Origin of the sequence: Janthinobacterium sp. SUN137 (assembly GCF_030587265.1) — a bacterium.
Classification (GTDB): Bacteria; Pseudomonadota; Gammaproteobacteria; order Burkholderiales; family Burkholderiaceae_D; genus Janthinobacterium; species Janthinobacterium kumbetense.
Window position 1 is genome coordinate 169181 of record NZ_JAPWHZ010000005.1, and the last position, 19804, is coordinate 188984.

A 19804-nucleotide genomic window follows, 5' to 3' on the forward strand; every position below is an offset into this window, starting at 1 on the left:
GCCGATAACATGTGCCAGCCTTGCTCGCCAGCCTTTGTGCGGCACGGAATACGGAAATGGTTTTATACTTAACTTTTGTCAAAGTACAATTTTTGTTCTATCATAGAGCATAATAAAGAATAAATAGGTGTTGCAACAAGACAACACCTATTTTGTACAAAGCAAGATTACTGGGCTTTCCGGCCTGAAATTGAATCCTGTTGTACAATTGTGTATATATTACGAAAAACTGTATCCCGGATCGTACCGTGTGTGAATTCGTTCCTTTTAGTAAAGAATGAACATGAACGCAGCAAGAGCGAGCTCCGAGTGTTTTTTACTTTGCAGTGCAACTACAGAAGGAACAATAACATCATGACAAACCAAGTCGGCATTGATATGAACAGCGATTCGGACTCCGACGATCTGCTTCAATACAACCCAAACAGATTGCTCGATACCCTGATCGAAAACCTGCGCCTGAAAAACGACGCAGCCCTGTCCCGCGCGCTGGAAGTAGCGCCACCAGTCATCAGCAAAATCCGCCACCACCGCCTGCCGGTCGGCGCATCGCTGCTGATCCGCATGCACGAAGTCAGCGACCTGAGCATCCGCGACCTGCGTTACCTGATGGGTGACCGCCGCAACAAATTCCGCATCAGCGACAAGCAATTCAAGCCAAAAGAAGGCGAAACGCCACAAGGCTGATCCTGCCAGTTGCGCAGGTTTTCCCTCCCCGCCATGGGGAGGGGGTATTTCCAGCAGTTCTCAGGCCGTTCTGGCCGATATTATTTTCCCGTATCAACTATCAAGCAGGAAACACGCCGGTCGACAGATAGCGGTCGCCACGGTCGCAGACGACGAACACGATCGTCGCGTTTTCCACCGTTTGCGAGATGCGCAGCGCGATTTCGCACGCGCCGGCAGCCGAGATGCCGCAGAACAAGCCCTCTTCCGCCGCCAGGCTGCGCGCCATGCGTTCGGCCACGCCCTGGCTCACGTATTCCACCTGGTCCACGCGCGACTTGTCATAGATTTTCGGCAAGTACGCTTCCGGCCACTTGCGGATGCCGGGAATCTGCGAACCTTCCTCGGGCTGGGCGCCGATGATCTGGATGGCGGGATTCTGCTCCTTCAAATAGCGCGACACGCCCATGATGGTGCCCGTCGTGCCCATGGCGCTGACGAAATGCGTGACCTGGCCATTGGTATCGCGCCAGATTTCCGGCCCCGTGCTTTCATAGTGGGCGCGCGAATTGTCTTCGTTGGCGAACTGGTCGAGGATCACGCCGCGGCCATCCTTCTGCATCTGCTCGGCCAGGTCGCGCGCATATTCCATGCCGCCCGTCTTCGGCGTCAACAGGATGTCGGCGCCGTAGGCGGCCATGCTCTGGCGGCGCTCCACGCTGAGATTGTCCGGCATCAGGAGCAGCATCTTGTAGCCGCGCAAGGCGGCGGCCATGGCCAGCGCGATGCCCGTATTGCCGCTGGTCGCCTCGATCAGGGTATCGCCCGGCTTGATGACGCCGCGCTCTTCAGCGCGCTTGAGCATGGACATGGCGGCGCGATCCTTCACGGAGCCGGCCGGATTATTGCCCTCCAGCTTGCCAAGGATGACGTTGTTGCGCGCAAGCGCATCGGCACCCGGCAAGCGCGTCAGCTGCACCAGCGGGGTATTGCCTATCGTATCTTCAAGTGTCTTGTAAGCCATCGTGTCTGTTTGAGTAGATTCAACAAAGACCCATTCTAATATGAGATGCTGGGTGGCGTATCGCTCATCGGCGCCTGCATCCGGGCCTGCGTGCGCGTCCGGCTGCGCCGCCGCATCCCGCACGGCGCCTGCCGCGCTGCCGTTTCCGGGCGTGTACAAGGGCGATTGCGGCAGGCGCGCGCCGCATGCGCTAGACTCGCCACTGTTAGTTATTTTTGTTATTTGCTTATTCAGCCTCCGAACGGACTCGCCATGGCCAGCAACACACCCGAATTCATTCCCGAAACGACGCAGGACGATCCCGTCCAGTTTGCCACGCTCGACTTGCAGGGCCGCAGCCACCAGATCTCGCCCGTCTTCACCGCGCTCGAACTGCAGCGCTTGCAGCGCTATGGCACGCGGCGGCGTTTTGCCGATGGCGATACGCTGTTCGAGGCGGGCAGCAGCAGCTTCGGCATGCTGGTGATATTGTCCGGGCGGGTCAGCATCAAGCGTCATGAGGTGCTGGGGCAGGCGTCGCAGCTGCGCGAAGTGGGCGTCGGCCACTTCATTGCCGAAGTGGCGCAATTGTCCGGCCGCCCCACCCTCGTCAACGGCAGCGCCGTGGGCGCCGTGGAATTGCTCGACATCAGCTCGGAATCCTTGCGCGCGCTGATCGTGGCCGAGGCGGAGATGGGCGAACGCATCGTGCGCGCCCTGATCCTGCGCCGCGTGGCGCTGATCGAATCCAACTCGGGCGGCCCCGTGCTGGTGGGGCCGCGCGGCAACGGCAATCTGTTCCACCTGCAAAGTTTTCTGTCTAGCAATGGCCATCCGCACACGGTGCTCGATCCGGCCACGGATGCGGCCGCCACCGCGCTGGCCGGGCGCTACCAGCCCACGCCGCAGGAATGGCCGCTGGTGGTCTGTCCGGACGGCAAGATCATGAAGAATCCCGGCAATGCGGCGCTGGGGCGCTGCCTGGGCATGCTGCCCGATTTGTCCGGCGACAAGATCTTTGACGTGCTGGTGGTGGGCGCCGGCCCTGCCGGCCTGGCCACGGCCGTGTATGCGGCTTCCGAAGGTCTCACCGTGCTGGCGCTGGAGCAGCGCGCGTACGGCGGCCAGGCGGGCGCCAGCGCGCGCATCGAAAATTATTTGGGCTTTCCCACCGGCATCTCTGGCCGCGCCTTGGCGGGGCGCGCCTATGTGCAGGCGCAAAAATTCGGCGTCGAAATCGCCACGCCGGCCAGCGCCGCCAATTTGCTGTGCGACACCTGGCCCCTGCGCGTCAACCTGTGCGACGGCACGCAGGTGCGGGCCCGCACGGTGGTGCTGTCGTGCGGCGCGCGCTATCGCCGCCCCTCGCTGGCCAACCTGAAAACGTATGAGGGACGGGGCGTGTATTACTGGGCTTCGCCCATCGAAGCCAAGCTGTGCCGGCAGGAAGAGATCATCCTGGTCGGCGGCGGCAATTCGGCCGGCCAGGCGGCCGTATTTCTCTCCGGCCACGCCGCCAAGGTCCACATGGTGATCCGCGGCGAAGGGCTGGCGGCCAGCATGTCGAGCTATTTGATCGAGCGCATCGCCGCCACGCCCAACATCACCTTGCACACGCACACGGAAATCATCGCCCTCGAAGGCGACGACGATGGATTGACGGAGGTGCGCTGGCGCAACAACCGCACGGGCGAGGAAGCCGCTTGCGCCGTGCGCCGCGTGTTTCTCTTCGTCGGCGCCGATCCGAACACGGACTGGCTGCACGACTGCGCCGTGGCCGTCGATGAACAGGGCTTCATCCGCACGGGCTTCGACGTCACGCGCGCCGAATGCCGCGCGCATGGCCATGCGTCGCATTTAGCCTACCCGCCGCCGGACTTGCCCGAGCGGGCTGCCCTGGAAACGAGCGTGCCGGGCGTGTTCGCCATCGGCGACGTGCGGGCCGGTTCCACCAAGCGCGTGGCCGCCGCCGTCGGCGAAGGGGCGGCCGTGGTGTCGCAGATTCACGGCTTCCTGGCGCGGTTGCCGGCGGGCTCCGCCTGAAAATCGTGCATTGTAGAAACTGCTACAATCGGCTGTTGCCATCCAGCTGAAAGAGTCCGCATGCCCCACACCGCCAAGCTTTCCTCGCGCCGCAGCATGCCCGCGGTCCGCTGACGGTGCGCCGCATGCTCGTCAAACTGTTGCTGCTGGCCACCTTGTTTACAGTGCTCAGCATCGCCGCCCTGTACAGCTACGGGCGTTTCGCCGAGCGGTCGCTGGGTGCGCCAGGGATGGCCTTGGCCGTGGCGGCGGATGCCACCCTACTCGACCGCGTGCTGGCGCCGCAGCTGGCGCAACGCCCGGGCCACAGCGGCACGGCGCTGATCGACGACAACCTGGAAGCGTTCGCCCTGCGCGCCCTGAGCGCGCGCGAAGCGGGCCGCAGCATCGACCTGCAATACTACATCTGGCATAACGACGTCACGGGACGCCTGCTCGTGCGCGAACTGCTGCGCGCGGCCGACCGTGGCGTGCGCGTGCGCGTGTTGCTCGACGATATCAACGCGCGGGGCCAGGACGCCGCCATCCTGGCGCTCGACAGCCACCCGCTGATCGACGTGCGCATCTTCAATCCGGGCCGCAACCGCGACGGCATCTGGCTGCGCGCCATGGAAATGGCCTTGCGCGCCGTCAGCCTGAACCGGCGCATGCACAACAAGGCCTGGATCGTCGACGGCAGGGTCGCCCTCGTCGGCGGACGCAATATCGGCGATGAATACTTCGATGCCGCAGAACAAGTCAATTTCCAGGATGCGGACTTGCTGCTGGTGGGCCCCGCCGTGCAGCAGACGAGCGACATCTTCGACCGCTTCTGGAACAGCCGCGCCGTCATTCCCATCAGCGCCTTGCACGCTGGCAAGAACGCGGGCGCTCCCGAATTGCAGGCCGTGCGCGCCCGCCTCGACGCGCTGACCGGTGAACTGGGTGCCTCGCCCTACCTGCGCCAGCTGACCGATGCGGGCCAGCTGCAAGCCCACCTCGATGGCCGCCTGCGCCTGCACTGGAGCACGCACGTGCAAGTGTTGTCGGACCCGCCGGAAAAAGCCGCGCCCGTGGCCAGTTTGCAGCGCAGCGAGCACTGGCTCATGCACAGCTTGCTGCCCCTGCTGACGGACGCGCGCGAGGAAGCACTGCTGACCTCGCCATACTTCGTGCCCGGCGCGGAACTGACGCAGACCCTGAGTGAAAAGGTTGCCGCCGGCGTCCAGGTCCAGGTGCTGACCAACTCGCTGGCCGCCACCGACGTTGCCCTCGTGCATGCGGGCTATGCGCGCTACCGCCAGGCGCTGCTGGGCGGCGGCATCGAGCTGTATGAATTGAAGACCCTGCACCGCAAGCGCATCAGCCTGATGGGGTCGAGCCGCGCCAGCCTGCATACCAAGGCCGTCGTGGTGGATGGCCAGCGCGGTTTCGTCGGCTCCTTCAACCTCGATCCCCGCTCGGCCCAGCTGAATACGGAAATGGGCGTGCTGTTCGACGATGCCGCGCTGGCGGCCGACATGCGCGCGCTGTTCCAGCATTCGACGGCCAGCGACACCAGCTACCGCGTGTTCCTCGACAACGGCGCCCTGCGCTGGTCCGATGCTACCGAAGAGCCCGCCAAGGTGTGGACGCACGATCCCGAAGCCGGCTTCTGGCGCCGCACGCTGGTGTCCGTGATGCGCTGGCTGCCGATCGAATCGCAGCTGTAGGCGTGCGCGGCATGTAAAAACTTTAATCCTGGCAAGATTACCATATAAAAATATTTGTTGTTTTCGAGACATGTTAGATGCTGTTTTGCCAAACGCTGCTATAATCGCTTCGACGGGACACCACCGCTGTCCCTGAAGTACCTTTCTCGCCCCTTCCGCGATTGAATAAACGTTGGCCAAAAGCTCGCCGACAGACTGCAACACTACCCTGTCACTTTTGGAGCTTTATCATGCGTAAAACATCTACCTTGCTGGTGCTGGCCGTCGCTTCCCTGTGCGTCACCACCGCCCAGGCCGCCACGACCAATCTGGTCAAGAATGGCGATTTCGAACTGACCAGCAACGGCACCTCGAAACAGCTGAACGAAGGCACGTACGCGCGCGCGGACCGCACCTACCTGAGCGACTGGTCCAGCAAAGGCTATAACTTCGTCTTGAACGGTAACAACATCGACGACACCAACGCCGCAACGGCGCTGGCCTTGTGGGGTCCGAATTCGTACAGCGGCCACGGCCCGCAAAACGGCCTTGGCGCCAGTCCGACAGGCGGCAATGTGCTGGCGGCCGACTGGGATTACTTTCCCGGCCCCGTCACGCAGCAAGTCAGCGGTCTGATCCCCGGCCAGGCCTACACCCTGAGCTTTTCCTACGGCGCGGCCCAGCAAGTGGGCTTCCGTGGCGATAACCTGGTCAATTACTGGGATGTGTCGCTGGGCAACAGCAAACAGCAGACCGCATCCCTGGCCAACGTCAGCCAGGGTTTCACGGGCTGGCACCAGGCCAGCATGACCTTCACGGCCACGGACAGCAGCGAATTGCTGTCGTTCATGGCCAAGGGCAGCCCGTCCGGCGCGCCGCCATTCATGCTGCTCGACGGCGTCTCGCTGGTGTCGGCCGTACCGGAACCGTCGACCTGGGGCATGCTGATCGGCGGCTTGGGCCTTCTGGGGTTCATGGCACGCCGCCGCAAGGCTGCTGTAGCAGTCTGAGCCGCCAGCGCGCGTGACAGAATCCGGACCAGCCCAGCTTTGTCCGGATTTTTTTGCTTCTTACCTGACGGAATGAAATGAGCCTGCTGCACACCCTGCAAACCCACCTGCCCGGCATCGCCATCGATGTGCTGCGCCTGAGCCTGTGGCTGGTGCTGCTAACCGTGATCTTCGTGCCGCTCGAGCGCTTCTTTGGCGAACGCCACGCGGGGCGCTCCCGCACGGAACTGTTCAGCGACCTGGGCTTTTATTTCATCAGCAGCCTGCTGCCGGCCGCCTTGCTGGCCGCGCCGCTGGCCCTGCTCGCCGTCGCCGGCCAGCACCTGCTGCCGGACGCCATCCCCGCCACCTTGTCTACCCTGCCCCTGTGGGGCAAGCTTCTGCTGGGCTTGCTGATCGGCGAAGTCGGCACTTACTGGGGGCATAGGCTCAGCCATGAAATTCCATGGCTGTGGCGCTACCATGCCGTGCACCACAGCACGGAACAGCTGTATTTCCTCGCCAATACGCGCACCCATCCCGTCGACATGGTCATCACGCGCCTGTTCGGCCTGACACCGCTGTATCTGCTGGGCCTGGCCGGCCCCGGCGCGGCAGGCAGCGCGGCACCCGTGCTCTTGCTGCTGATCGGCACCGTCTGGGGGTTCTTCATCCACGCCAACCTGCGCTGGCGCTTCGGCCCGCTGGAATGGCTGGTGGCCACGCCCGCCTTCCACCACTGGCACCACAGCAAGTTCGAACACATCAACCGCAACTATGCGTCGACCCTGCCCGTGCTGGACCGGGTGTTCGGCACCCATCACTTGCCGCGCACATGGCCCGATGCCTGCGGCATCGAGGCGCACATGCCGAAGTCGTTGGCCGGGCAACTGGCGGCGCCATTCCGGCCCACCGGCAAGCGGGAAGTTCCGGCCGCGGAATAAAAAAACCCCGCGCGGCCGGTACCACGCGGGGCTTTCTTCTCGTGCTGCGCGGCACCACCACGCAACACGCTTTACAGCAACACGCTTACTTTTTCTCGGCTTCTGCCTTCTTCGCGTCGGCAGCAGCCAGTTTGGCTTCCTTCTTCGCAGCCGCTTCCGCAGCCTTGGCTTCTTTCTTGGCCGCCGTTGCCGCTTTCTTCGCAGCAGCCGCTTCCTTCTTCGTTTCGGCAGCCGTTTTCACAGGGGCGGCATCGGCCGCGGCAGCAGCGGGAGCCGGCGCAGCAGCAGGCACTGCCTTGGCGGCGGCTTCTTTCTTGGCGGCAGCGGCAGCGGCCTTGGCTTCTTTCTTGGCGGCAGCAGCTTCCTTCTTCGCTTCAGCGGCCGACTTGGCTGGTGCCGCAGCGGTGTCGGTCGCAGCAGCTGGCTTCGGTGCGGCTTCTTTCGCTGCAACTTCCTTCACTGCAGCATCCTTTTTTGCCGGGGCAGCTTTCGCCGCCGGAGCGGGTGCCGCTGGCGCGCCGGACTTGGCCTGGCCATTCACTTGCAAGCCCGCTTCCGACAGTTTCACGGAGCTTTTCGGGCCGATACCTTTTACGCGGCTTTCGAAATCGGCCCAATCCTTGAAGGCGCCGCCCTTGGCGCGCTCATCGACGATGGCTTTCGACGTGACGGGGCCGATGCCCTTGACGCTGTCGAGTGCCGCCTGGTCCGCCTTGTTGACATCGACCTGGGCAAAGGCAAAGCCCATCGTCGCGATCAGGGTGGCGATGGCCAGCAGTATTTTTTTGAACATGGGTATCTCTCCGTGATGTGGTTTCAAGATGACTCGAACGCAAGGGAGGAACAGCGCCTTAACGGCTTAACGGCTGTAGCGTGATACGGTTGACAAGATGGGACTGCGGAACTGCGGGAAAACCTGCGCCAGATCAAACGGTCCGGCGCAGGCGATACAACATATTACTGCGAAAACAGCTCGTCGCGGGTGACGGTGGCAGTGCCCAGCTTGCCGACGACGATGCCGCCGGCGCGGTTGGCCGTGCGCACGGCGTCGCCCAGGGCCATGCCGGCCCCCAGCATGGCTGCCATGGTGGCGATCACCGTGTCGCCGGCGCCCGAGACGTCGAACACTTCGCGCGCATCGGTCGGCATGTGCAGCACCTCATCGGCCGTGTACAAGCTCATGCCTTCTTCGGAACGGGTCAGCAGCAAGGCGTCCAGGCCCAGTTGCGCGCGCATCTGCTGCGCGCGCTCCGTGAGTTGCTCCTCCGTATTCCAGCTGCCGATCACGCGGCGCAGTTCGGACTTGTTCGGAGTGAGCACTGACGCACCTGAATAGCGGCTGAAATCATCGCCTTTCGGGTCGACCATGACGATCTTGCCGGCGGCCCTGGCCGCCTTGATCATCTCGGCCACGTTCACCAGGCTGCCCTTGGCGTAGTCGGACAGGATCACCACGTCATAGTGGGGCAGCAGCGCATTGAACTGCGCCAGCTTGTCGCGCAGCACCGTATCGCTGGGCGCATCCTCGAAGTCGATGCGCAGCATCTGCTGCTGGCGGCCGATCACGCGCAGCTTGATGATGGTGGAAATGGCTGCGTCGCGCTGCAGATAGCTGTGGATGCCGCCGCCTTCGAGCAGACGCTCGACCTGGCTGCCGGCCTCGTCGTCGCCCACCACGCCGAGCAAGCTCGTCTTCGCGCCCAGCGCGGCCGCGTTGCGCGCCACGTTGGCCGCGCCGCCCAGGCGTTCCTCGCGCTTTTCGATGCGCACGATGGGCACGGGCGCTTCCGGCGAAATACGGCTGACGTCGCCGAACCAGTAGCGGTCCAGCATCACATCGCCCACCACCAGCAGGCGTACCTGGGCCAACGCGGCCGGCGCCGTCAAGGCGACCACCTCTTGGGCGCTCATGCGCGCGTCAGGATCGAGCGGCCGATCCCGTGGTATTCAATGCCATTCTCGGCCATGACGGCCGGCTCGAACAGGTTGCGCCCGTCAAAGACGACGGCCTGCTTCAGGCGCGCCTTGACCTGCTCGAAGTCGGGGCTGCGAAAGGCTTTCCATTCGGTCACGATGACCAGCGCATCGGCGTCCTGCAGCGCATCCTTCGGACTGTCGGCAAAGCGCACCTTCGCCAGTTGCTCCGGCGTCAAGTCCAGTTGCAGCACGCGGCGCGCCTCGGCCATGGCGACGGGGTCGTACACGGCCACCGTGGCGCCGCGCCCCAGCAAGTCGGCCAGCAGCACGCGGGCCGACGCTTCGCGCATGTCGTCCGTATTCGGCTTGAAGGCCAGGCCCCAGACGGCAAAATGCCGGCCCGTCAAGTCTTCGCCGAAGCGAGCGACCACTTTGCGGCCCAGCACCTGCTTTTGCTGGTCGTTGACGGCTTCGACGGCGCGCAGGATCAGCAATTCCTGGCCGTGGCCGCGCGCCGTGCGCTCGAGCGCCTGCACGTCTTTCGGGAAGCAGGAACCGCCGTAGCCGCAACCGGCATACAGGAAGCTGTGGCCGATGCGCGGGTCGGAACCGATGCCGTGGCGCACGGCTTCGATATCGACGCCCACCTTGTCGGCCAGGTTCGCCAGCTCATTCATGAACGAGATGCGCGTGGCCAGCATGGCGTTGGCAGCATATTTCGTGAATTCGGCGGAGCGCACGTCCATCCAGTAGGTACGCTCGTGGTTGCGGTTGAACGGCGCGTACAGGCTTTTCAGCAATTCGCGCGCGCGTTCGCCGTCCGGCGTGGCGTCGACGCCGATGACGATGCGGTCCGGGCGCATGAAGTCTTCGACAGCCGCGCCTTCCTTGAGGAATTCCGGATTCGACGCCACCGAGAACGTGGCGGCCACGCCGCGCGCATCGAGTTCGCCCTGGATGGCGACGCGCACTTTTTCGGCCGTGCCGACGGGCACGGTGGACTTGTCGACGATGACCTTGAAGTCCGTCATGTACTTGCCGATGCCGCGCGCGGCGGCCAGCACGTATTGCAGGTCGGCCGAACCGTCTTCATCGGGCGGCGTGCCGACGGCGATGAATTGCATCACGCCGTGCGCGGCGGCAGCCTCGACGTCGGTGGAAAAGGTCATGCGGCCGGCGGCGCGGTTGCGCGCCACGACTTCTTCCAGGCCCGGCTCATGGATGGGGATGCCGCCGCTGTTGAGCAAGGCGACCTTCTGTACGTCGAGGTCGAGGCAAAAGACGTCATTGCCCAGCTCCGCCAGGCAGGCGCCCGTCACGAGGCCCACATAGCCCGTGCCGATAATGGTGATTTTCATGGTTGTGCCGTATTTGTAATATATATATCTGACCTGCAAGTGCACAGCACAGGGTTCAGGGCGAGGCGCGGCGCCGAAGACAGTACGAATAGTACGGCGAGGCGCTGCAACGCAGCCATGGGCCCTGTGCTGGGCACGACTAATTCATGACGTTGAGTTCTTCCGTGCGGCGCGGCGGATAGGTTTCCCACTTGTTGCAGCCCGGGCAATGCCAATAGAACTGGCGCGCCTTGAAGCCGCAGTGGCTGCATTGGTAGCGGGCCAGCTTCTGCGTATAGCCGTGCACGAGGTTTTTCACCATCGACAGCTCCGACCAGATGGCGGCCGGCGCATCCATCATGCGCGCTTCCAGCAGTTTATCCAGGCCCAGCAAAGTCGGCGTGCGGCGCAGCTCGGCGCTGACCAGCTGTTTCGCCGCTTCCACGCCGTCGAGCTCGATGACGGCCTTGAAGACGACTTCGATCAGGTCGATCGACGACGCCTCTTCCAGGTAGGAGCGCAGCAGGTTGACGCCTTCCTGTGGACGGCCCAGCTTGGTATAACCGTCCATCAGGCGCTGCGCCACCAGGGCCACGTGCGGCACGCTTTGCTGCTCCACGCGGCGCCAGGTGGTCAGCGCGCCTTCCACGTCGCCGCGCGCCAGCAGCACGTCGCCCGTCAGGATGGTGGCGCGCACGCTCTTGCGGTCCGTCTGCAAGGCTTTTTCCAGCAGCGGCATGGCTTCGTCCGGCTTCATGTGCACCAGCGCGTCATGCGCCAGTTCGCAATAGAACTGGGCGATTTCCTTCTGGCGCGCGCCGGCGCCCGATTCCTGCAAGCCCACGGCCGCTTCGATGGCGCGTGGCCATTCCTTTTCGCGCTGGTAGATTTCCAGCAGCGCGCGGCGCGCCTGGGCCGCATATTGCGTGTCGACCAGGCTGTTGAAGGTTTCTTCGGCGCGGTCCAGCAGACCCGCCTTCAGGTAATCCATGCCCAGTTCATAGGCGGCATGGCCCTGCTGCTCCAGCGGCAAGTCCGGGCGCGCCAGCAAATTCTGGTGCACGCGGATGGCGCGCTCCGTCTCGCCGCGGCGGCGGAATAAATTGCCCAGCGCAAAGTGCATATCGGCCGATTCCGGGTCCAGCTTGACGACTTCGATGAAGGCGTCGATGGCCTTGTCATGCTGCTCATTGAGCAGGAAATTCAAGCCCTTGAAGTAATTGCGCGGCAGGCTGCGCGATTCTGACACCAGTTGATGAATGTCAACACGCGCGGCAATCCAGCCCAGCGCGAAAAACACGGGGATACCCAAGAGCCACCAGAGTTCAAAATCCATGCGATTGTTTTTATTCGAGTAAGAGAGATAGGAGCGATGGCGCCGCTTACTGCGCGCTCACGCTGTCCGGTTGCGGCTGGACATTGCTGGCCACGCCAACGGTTTGCAGCGCGGCAATGGTGGTTTTTTGCTTGCTCGCTTCGCGGCGGTGACGGAACACGGTCGGCGTCAGGGCCAGTACGCCCAGGCTGGCGCCGGCGACAAAAAAGCCCAGCAGCATCAGGACCAGGGGGCCGCGAATTTCATAATTGAGGAAAACATGCAGGTCGACAACCTGCGCATTCTTCAGCGCAAAACTGAAGAACAGGACGAAGAGAACACAGCCAACGATGGTGGAGATGATTTTCATCGATAGGTCCAAAGAAAGCTACACAAGGTGGTGTGAATGCCGACAGGGCATAAACTTAGAACATATTAACAAAAAAAAGCGGCATCCAAGGACGCCGCTCTTTGTGTCGCCTTCCAGCAGACGATTAATCCTCGATGATCGGTTGTCCGACCATCGCGTCCACCCGCTCGCGCAACTGTTTGCCCGGCTTGAAGTGGGGTACCCGTTTTTCGGGAACCATCACCTTGTCGCCGGATTTCGGGTTGCGGCCGATGCGCGGGGGCCTGCTGTTCAGGGCAAAACTGCCAAAACCGCGGATCTCGATACGCTGACCAGTCGCCAGGGCGTTGGTCATCGCATCGAGAATGGTCTTGACGGCATACTCCGCATCTTTCGCCACCAGCTGAGAATAACGCTCAGCGAGGCGGTTGATCAGCTCGGACTTTGTCATCTGCCGTATCCGCAGTCTTAGTTCTTGTTATCGAACTTAGCTTTCAACAAGGCGCCCAGGCTGGTGGTGCCCGAAGCTGCGTTGTTGTCGGTAGCTGCCATCTTCTGCATGGCTTCCTGGGTTTCAACGTTGTCTTTCGCTTTGATCGACAGTTGGATACCACGGGCTTTACGGTCGATGTTCAGAACCATTGCTTCGACGGTGTCGCCGACTTTCAGGTGCGTACCAGCATCTTCAACGCGGTCGCGCGAGATTTCGGAAGCGCGCAGGTAGCCTTCAACTTCTTCGGACAGTTGGATCACGGCGCCTTTAGGCTCAACCGATTTAACGGTACCGGTTACCAGCGAGCCTTTGTCGTTCATGGCTGCGAAGTTGTTGAATGGGTCACCTTCCAGTTGCTTGACGCCCAGGGAAACGCGCTCGCGCTCAACGTCGATGGCCAGAACGATGGCTTCCAGTTCGTCACCTTTCTTGAAGCGACGCACGGCTTCTTCGCCGGTTTCGGTCCAGGACAGGTCGGACAGGTGCACCAGACCGTCGATGTTGCCGGCCAGGCCGATGAACACGCCGAAGTCGGTGATCGATTTGATCGCGCCGCGGACTTTGTCACCTTTCTTATGGGTAACACCGAAGTCGTCCCATGGATTGGCTTTGCACTGTTTCATGCCCAGCGAAATACGACGACGCTCTTCGTCGATTTCCAGAACCATCACTTCTACTTCGTCGCCCAGTTGGACAACTTTGTTAGGAGCAACGTTTTTGTTCGTCCAGTCCATTTCGGAAACGTGTACCAGACCTTCGATACCCTGCTCCACTTCAACGAACGCGCCGTAGTCGGTCAGGTTCGTTACTTTACCGAACAGACGGGTGCTTTGTGGGTAACGACGGGACAGACCGGTCCAAGGATCGTCGCCCAGTTGTTTCACGCCCAGCGAAACACGGTTTTTCTCTTGATCGTACTTCAGGACTTTGGCGGTGATTTCCTGGCCAACCGTCAGAACTTCCGACGGGTGACGTACACGGCGCCATGCCAGGTCGGTGATGTGCAGCAGGCCATCGATACCGCCCAGATCCACGAACGCGCCGTAGTCGGTGATATTTTTGACGACGCCGGTCACGACCGTGCCTTCTTTCAGCGTTTCCATCAGTTTCTGACGCTCTTCGCCCATCGAAGCTTCGATGACGGCGCGGCGGGACAGAACCACGTTGTTACGCTTGCGATCCAGCTTGATCACTTTGAATTCGAGGGTTTTGCCTTCGAATGGGGTGGTGTCTTTGACAGGACGGGTATCAACCAGCGAGCCCGGCAGGAATGCACGGATGCCGTTGGTCAACACGGTCAGACCGCCTTTGACTTTACCATTGACGGTACCGACGACGATTTCGCCCGATTCCATCGCTTTTTCCAGAGCCAGCCACGAAGCCAGACGCTTGGCTTTGTCGCGCGACAGGATGGTATCGCCGAAACCGTTTTCCAGCGATTCGATCGCCACGGAAACGAAGTCACCAACTTTGACTTCCAGTTCGCCGTGGTCGTTCTTGAATTCTTCGACAGGGATGAATGCTTCGGATTTGAGGCCAGCGTTCACGATCACGAAATTGTGGTCGAGGCGCACGACTTCAGCGGAAATAACTTCGCCGGAGCGCATATCTTGACGCGACAACGATTCCTCGAAGAGCGCAGCAAAACTTTCCATACCGGTAGATTCGTTAGTTGTAACAGTAGACATAGGGTTCACACAGGTTATCCAGCAGAGATCGCACGATGCGACTTAAACTGGGTTAGGTTTTTGACACACCCGGACAGGCCAGGAGCCGTCAACGGGCACCACATAGCACGCACTACACATCAATACACGCTATTTTGCTGCTTATTTTGCAACTGCGGCATACCATTTCAACACGGTTTCAACAGCATCATCTGCCGTCATGGCCGAGGTATCGAGGACATGCGCCCCTTCCGCGGGGACCAGCGGCGCAATCGCACGGTGAGTATCACGTTCGTCCCGCGCCTGCAAATCCATCAGAAGGTCTTCCATATTAGCAGAAAAACCCTTGTCTATCAATTGCTTGTAGCGCCGTTGCGCGCGCGCCTCGACGCTGGCGGTCAGGAACACCTTCAATGGGGCATGCGGGAAGATCACCGTGCCCATATCGCGCCCATCGGCCACCAGGCCCGGCGTCTTGCGAAAGCCCAGCTGCAAACCGACCAAGGCATGGCGAACCGTTGGCAATACGGCAATTTTCGACGCCGTATTCCCCACTTCTTCGGCACGGATCTGCTCGGTGACATTTTCATGCGCCAGCAGGATCTCGCCGCCCGCAAAATGACAGGGCAAGTGTTCGGCCAGCTTGGCCAGCGCGTGCTCGTCGCGCAAGTCCGTGCCGCGGCGCAGCGCGCTCAAGGCCGTCAGGCGGTACAGCGCGCCCGAGTCCAGGTAATGAAAGCCCAGCTTGTCTGCCACGCGGTGCGCCACCGTGCCCTTGCCGGAAGCGGTAGGGCCGTCGATGGTGATGACTGGGATGTTGGAGGTCGGCATAGTGTTAGCAATCAATTAAATCAAAGTGTCTTTGGCAATCCCCGCGAAGGCGGCGAAATACTCGGGGAAGGTCTTGGCCACGCATTTCGGGTCGTTGATGCGCATCTCGTTGCCGCGGCGCGCGGCGCCGTCCAGCGAAGCCAGCGAAAAGCACATGGCCATGCGGTGGTCATCATACGTGTCGATGGTGGCGGCAAGAATCTGCGCCGGCGGCGTCACGCGCAGGTAATCGGCGCCCTCTTCCACTTCCGCGCCCAGCTTGCGCAGTTCCGTTGCCATGGCGGCCAGGCGGTCCGTCTCTTTTACGCGCCAGCTGGCGATATTGCGCAAGGTGCTGGTGCCGTCCGCGTACAGGGCGGCCACGGCGATCGTCATGGCCGCGTCGGGAATGTGGTTAAAGTCCATGTCGACGGCTTTCAGGACGCCGTTGGAACGGGCTTCGATCCAGTTCTCGCCCATGGTGATGGTCGCGCCCATCTGCTGCAAGGCTTCGACGAAGCGCACGTCGCCCTGGATGCTGTCGCGCCCCACGCCTTCCACGCGCACGGGACCGCCGCCGATGGCGCCGGCCGCCAGGAAATACGAGGCCGACGAAGCGTCGCCTTCCACGTGGATGGTGCCCGGGCTTTGGTATTGCTGGCCCGGCTGCACGGTGAACGACTGCCAGCCGTCATGTTCGACCGTCACGCCGAAACGGCGCATCAGGTTCAGCGTGATCTCGATGTACGGCTTCGAAATCAGCTCGCCCGTGACATCGATGGTGACGGCATGGTCGCGCGCCATCAACGGCGCCACCATCAAGAGGGCCGTCAGGAACTGGCTCGACACGTTGCCGCGCACGGCGATGCGCTGCGCGTGGATGTGGCCGCGGCGGATGCGCAGCGGCGGGAAGCCCTGCTCGCCCGTATATTCGATCTGCGTGCCGACGGCGTTCAGCGCGTCGACCAGGTCGCCGATCGGGCGCTCGTGCATGCGCGACACGCCGTGCAAGGTGTAGTCGCCGCCGATGACGGCCAGCGCCGCCGTCAGCGGGCGGATCGCCGTGCCCGCATTGCCCATGAAGAGGTCAGCCTCGTGGTGCGGGAATACGCCGCCGCAGCCTTCCACGTGGTGGATCTGGTGCGCGGTGGCCGGGTCGCCCTGCAACTCGTCCTGCGTCCATTTGACGCCCAGCGACGTCAGGGCCGTCAGCATGACGAAGGTGTCGTCGGAAGCGAGCAAGTCGACGATCTTCGTCGTGCCCTTGGCCAGCGCGGCCAACAGCAGCACGCGGTTGGAAATGCTTTTCGAGCCGGGCAAGCGCACCGTGCCCTCGGCGTGCATCACCGGCTTCAAGTCGATATGGTGGGGGTAGTGCTTGGTCTGGGTCATGCTGGAATCCTTGAGTATTTATTGTGCGGGCGCGGGAGCTTCCGCCGTCTCGATCGCCTCGATCCATTGCTGCCGCGCGTGCTGGGCGTTCGCGTACACGTCCTCGATGGCGGCGCCGTCGTGCGCGGCCAGGTGGGCGCGCAAGGTCGTCAACTGCGCCAGGTAGGCGTCCAGTTCGTGCAGCAGCGCCGGCTGGTTGGCCAGGCTGATGTCGCGCCACATTTCCGGCGATGAGCCGGCGATGCGTGTAAAGTCGCGAAAGCCGCTGGCCGCGTATTGAAACAGCAGGCCCGCGTGCGGTTTGTTGGCGATATCGTCGACCAGCGCAAAGGCCAGCAAATGCGGCAGATGGCTGACGGCGGCAAACACCTTGTCATGTTCTTCGGGCGTCAACGTGTGCAGGATGGCGCCGCAGGCACGCCAGGCGGCCGCCACGCGCTCGACGTCGTCCGCTGCGTTTTCCGCCAGCGGCGTGAGCACCACTTTCTTGCCTTGATACAGATCAATGATGGCGGCGTCGGGACCATTCGTCTCGCGCCCCGCGATCGGGTGGCCGGGCACGAACTGGCCCACCTTGCCGCCGAGCGCCGCGCGCGCGGCCGCCACCACGTCGCTCTTCGTGCTGCCCCCATCGGTGACGATGGTGCCGGGCTGCAGGTGCGGCGCGATGGATGCCAGGATGGGACCCGTCTGCGCCACGGGCGCGGCCAGCAGCACAAGGTCGGCGCCAAGCAAGGCTTGCGCCATATCGCCGCCGATTTCGTCGATGATACCCAGTTCGAGCGCGCGCACCATCGAGGCGGGCGAGCGGCCCATGCCGACTACGGTTTGAACCGCGCCCGCGTGTTTCAAGGCGCGCGCGAACGATCCGCCGATCAGGCCTACGCCAAAAATGACGACCTTCTTCAGTGCAGGCGTCGTCATGGCGTCAGGCCAGCGCTTTCGTCAGCGCGGCGATGAAGATGGCGTTTTCCTGCGGCAGGCCGATGGAAATGCGCAGCCATTGCGGCAAGCCATAGCTGCCCACGGGGCGCACGATCACGCCCTGTTTCAGCAGCGCCAGGTTCACGCGCGCGCCCGCTTCATCATCGTCGCCCACCTTCACCAGCACGAAATTGCCGTGCGACGGCACGTATTCCAGGCCCAGTTGCGCAAACGCTTCCGTAAACTGCTGGTAGCCGGCCGCGTTGTTGCGCGCGCTTTGCTCAAGGAATGCCTTGTCGTTCAAGGCGGCAATCGCGGCCGCCTGCGCCAGCGAATTGACGTTGAATGGCTGGCGGATGCGGTTCATCAGGTCCGTCAGCACCGGCTGGGCGATGGCGAAGCCGATGCGCAGGCCGGCCAGGCCATACGCCTTCGACAGGGTGCGCGAGACCACCAGGTTCGGATACTGGCGCACCCACGCCGTCGACTCGTACTGCTCGTCGGCCGACAGGAATTCGTTGTAGGCCTCGTCCAGCACGACGACGACATGCGCCGGCACTTTCTGCAGGAAGGCTTCGAGCTGCGCCGCCGTCAGGAAGGTGCCGGTCGGGTTGTTCGGGTTGGCGATGAAAATCAGACGCGTGTCGTCGGCAATCGCCGCCGCCATGGCGTCCAGGTCATGGCCATAGGCTTGCGCCGGGACGACGATGTGGCGCGCGCCCAGGCCTTGCGTGGCCAGCGCGTACACGGCGAACGAATACTGCGAGTACACGACGGATTCTCCATGCTGCACAAACGCGTGCGCGGCGATTTCCAGGATGTCGTTGCTGCCATTGCCCAGGGTGATCCAGTCGGCCGGCACGTCATAGCGCTTCGACAGCACGGCTTTCAAGTCGAAGCCGTTGGCGTCCGGGTAGCGGCCCAGGTCATCGATGGCGGCGATCATCGCCTGCTTGGCCGATTCCGGCATGCCGTACGGGTTTTCATTCGACGCCAGCTTGACGATGGCTGCCTCGTCGAGGCCGAATTCGCGCGCGACTTCCGCGATCGGTTTGCCGCTCTGGTAAGGGGCGATGGCGCGGACGTATTCTGGACCGATATTTTTAGACATGGTGTTCTTTAAAAAAGTGGGTGATTGTAAGAATAGCTACAGCTTCACAGGCTGACAGGATATGACCCCAGCACCTTGAAAAACGCCGCATTGCTTTGCAGCTCGGCCAGCGCCTGGGCGACGGCTGCGTCGTGCACGTGGCCCTCCACGTCGACATAGAAATAATACTCCCAGCTGCCCATGCGCGCCGGGCGCGACTCGAAGCGCGTCATCGACACGCCGTGTTTCGCCAGGGGCGCGAGCAACTGGTACACGGCGCCCGCCTTGTTCGGCACGGCCAGCACCAGCGACGTCTGGTCCTTGCCCGACGGCGCCGTCTGCAAGGTGCCAACGACGGCAAAGCGCGTGCGGTTGTGCGGGTCGTCCTGGATATGGCCCTTGACCACGCCCAGCTTGTACTGCGCGCCCGCCAATTCGCTGGCGATGGCCGCCACCGTGCCGTCTTCGCCGGCCATGCGGGCCGCCTCGGCGTTCGAGGCCACGGCATGGCGCGCGATGTGCGGGTAATTCTGGTTCAGCCACACCTGGCACTGCGCCAGCGCCTGCGAATGGGCGCAGATGGAGGTGACGCCATCCATGTTGCCGCTCTTCGTCATCAGGCTGTGGTGCACGGCAATCGCCACCTCGCCGCTGATGATGAGACTCGTCTGCAGCATCATGTCCAGGGTGCGGTTGACGGCGCCTTCCGAGGAATTTTCAATCGGCACCACGCCGAAATCCGCCGTTCCCGCCTCGGCGGAACGAAATACTTCGTCGATGGACGCGCATGGCAAGCCTTCCACGGCACTGCCGAACTGCTGGTACACGGCCTGTTCGCTGAAAGTGCCGGCCGGGCCAAGGTACGCCACGGTGACCCGTTTTTCCAGCGAGCGGCAGGACGACATGATTTCGCGGAAGATGGTCTGCACTTCGCGGTCGCCCATGGGGCCGGGATTGCGTTCGGCCACGCCGCGCAGCACCTGCGCCTCGCGCTCGGGGCGGAACACGGGCGCCTGCGTTTCAGCCTTCACGTGGCCCACTTGCTGGGCGATTTGCGCGCGGCGGTTCAGCAGTTCGAGGATTTGCGCGTCGATCGCATCGATCTGTTCGCGCAGCGGTTTCAATTTATCGGTCATGGTTGGTTTGTTTCGTCAGCTGTACTTCAATCATGGCCGCGCGGCCTGCGCCGGCGGCG

General features: G+C 62.6%; 18 protein-coding genes. 5 read left to right on the plus strand and 13 right to left on the minus strand.

The window, feature by feature from the left end:
* Nucleotides 1-354: 354 nt before the first annotated feature.
* Nucleotides 355-687 carry a hypothetical protein gene (locus O3298_RS24780; protein WP_034751784.1) on the plus strand — a complete coding sequence of 111 codons (333 nt, stop codon included), beginning with the start codon at nt 355-357 and terminating at the stop codon, nt 685-687.
* Between the two features lie 100 nt (nt 688-787).
* On the opposite strand, the gene cysM is transcribed toward O3298_RS24780, so the two are convergent.
* The gene (gene cysM, locus O3298_RS24785; protein WP_035825682.1) at nt 788-1690 is read right to left on the minus strand and encodes a cysteine synthase CysM; all 903 of its coding nucleotides are present in this window, start codon (nt 1688-1690) and stop codon (nt 788-790) included.
* Nucleotides 1691-1942: 252 nt separating this feature from the next.
* Here cysM and O3298_RS24790 point away from each other — a divergent pair, with 252 nt between their 5' ends.
* The 4 genes from O3298_RS24790 (at nt 1943) to O3298_RS24805 (ending at nt 7315) form a co-directional block, all read left to right on the plus strand.
* The gene (locus tag O3298_RS24790; protein WP_305060779.1) at nt 1943-3712 is read left to right on the plus strand and encodes an FAD-dependent oxidoreductase; all 1770 of its coding nucleotides are present in this window, start codon (nt 1943-1945) and stop codon (nt 3710-3712) included.
* Nucleotides 3713-3837: 125 nt separating this feature from the next.
* Nucleotides 3838-5403, plus strand: a complete 1566-nt coding sequence (locus tag O3298_RS24795) for a phospholipase D family protein (RefSeq protein ID WP_305060780.1) — start codon at nt 3838-3840, stop codon at nt 5401-5403.
* Between the two features lie 230 nt (nt 5404-5633).
* Entirely contained in the window at nt 5634-6392 is a 759-nt protein-coding gene (locus tag O3298_RS24800; RefSeq protein ID WP_305060781.1) for a PEPxxWA-CTERM sorting domain-containing protein, read from the plus strand.
* A gap of 77 nt (nt 6393-6469) precedes the next feature.
* Entirely contained in the window at nt 6470-7315 is an 846-nt protein-coding gene (locus O3298_RS24805; RefSeq protein ID WP_305060782.1) for a sterol desaturase family protein, read from the plus strand.
* 85 nt (nt 7316-7400) lie between these two features.
* Here the strand turns inward: O3298_RS24805 and O3298_RS24810 are convergent, their stop codons facing one another.
* The 12 genes from O3298_RS24810 to pheA all read right to left on the minus strand — a co-directional run bounded on the left by O3298_RS24810 (nt 7401) and on the right by pheA (nt 19745).
* Nucleotides 7401-8108, minus strand: coding sequence for a helix-hairpin-helix domain-containing protein (locus O3298_RS24810; protein WP_099665143.1), 708 nt, complete (start codon nt 8106-8108; stop codon nt 7401-7403).
* A 164-nt stretch (nt 8109-8272) separates the two neighbouring features.
* A complete protein-coding gene (gene rfaE1 / locus O3298_RS24815; protein ID WP_077400769.1) occupies nt 8273-9226 on the minus strand; it encodes a D-glycero-beta-D-manno-heptose-7-phosphate kinase in 954 nt (317 codons plus the stop codon).
* Nucleotides 9223-10590, minus strand: a complete 1368-nt coding sequence (locus O3298_RS24820) for a UDP-glucose/GDP-mannose dehydrogenase family protein (RefSeq protein ID WP_305060783.1) — start codon at nt 10588-10590, stop codon at nt 9223-9225. Before O3298_RS24820 ends, rfaE1 begins: the two co-directional genes overlap by 4 nt.
* 139 nt (nt 10591-10729) lie before the next feature.
* Entirely contained in the window at nt 10730-11905 is a 1176-nt protein-coding gene (gene lapB / locus O3298_RS24825) for a lipopolysaccharide assembly protein LapB (protein ID WP_077400762.1), read from the minus strand.
* Between the two features lie 46 nt (nt 11906-11951).
* Nucleotides 11952-12254: a lipopolysaccharide assembly LapA domain-containing protein gene (locus O3298_RS24830; protein ID WP_077400759.1), complete on the minus strand. Its 303-nt coding sequence runs from the start codon at nt 12252-12254 to the stop codon at nt 11952-11954.
* Nucleotides 12255-12378: 124 nt separating this feature from the next.
* Complete coding sequence (locus tag O3298_RS24835) at nt 12379-12684, minus strand: integration host factor subunit beta (RefSeq protein WP_008446215.1); 306 nt, start codon at nt 12682-12684, stop codon at nt 12379-12381.
* 17 nt (nt 12685-12701) lie between these two features.
* On the minus strand, nt 12702-14414 hold the full coding sequence (gene rpsA / locus O3298_RS24840; protein ID WP_071650172.1) for a 30S ribosomal protein S1: 1713 nt from the start codon (nt 14412-14414) through the stop codon (nt 12702-12704).
* 141 nt (nt 14415-14555) lie between these two features.
* On the minus strand, nt 14556-15224 hold the full coding sequence (gene cmk / locus O3298_RS24845) for a (d)CMP kinase (RefSeq protein WP_305060784.1): 669 nt from the start codon (nt 15222-15224) through the stop codon (nt 14556-14558).
* Nucleotides 15225-15239: 15 nt separating this feature from the next.
* Complete coding sequence (aroA, locus tag O3298_RS24850) at nt 15240-16595, minus strand: 3-phosphoshikimate 1-carboxyvinyltransferase (RefSeq protein WP_099665146.1); 1356 nt, start codon at nt 16593-16595, stop codon at nt 15240-15242.
* A gap of 18 nt (nt 16596-16613) precedes the next feature.
* Nucleotides 16614-17519, minus strand: a complete 906-nt coding sequence (locus tag O3298_RS24855; protein WP_305060785.1) for a prephenate dehydrogenase/arogenate dehydrogenase family protein — start codon at nt 17517-17519, stop codon at nt 16614-16616.
* A gap of 4 nt (nt 17520-17523) precedes the next feature.
* The gene (hisC, locus tag O3298_RS24860; protein ID WP_289906213.1) at nt 17524-18630 is read right to left on the minus strand and encodes a histidinol-phosphate transaminase; all 1107 of its coding nucleotides are present in this window, start codon (nt 18628-18630) and stop codon (nt 17524-17526) included.
* Nucleotides 18631-18674: 44 nt separating this feature from the next.
* Entirely contained in the window at nt 18675-19745 is a 1071-nt protein-coding gene (pheA, locus tag O3298_RS24865; protein ID WP_092612019.1) for a prephenate dehydratase, read from the minus strand.
* Nucleotides 19746-19804: the final 59 nt, after the last annotated feature.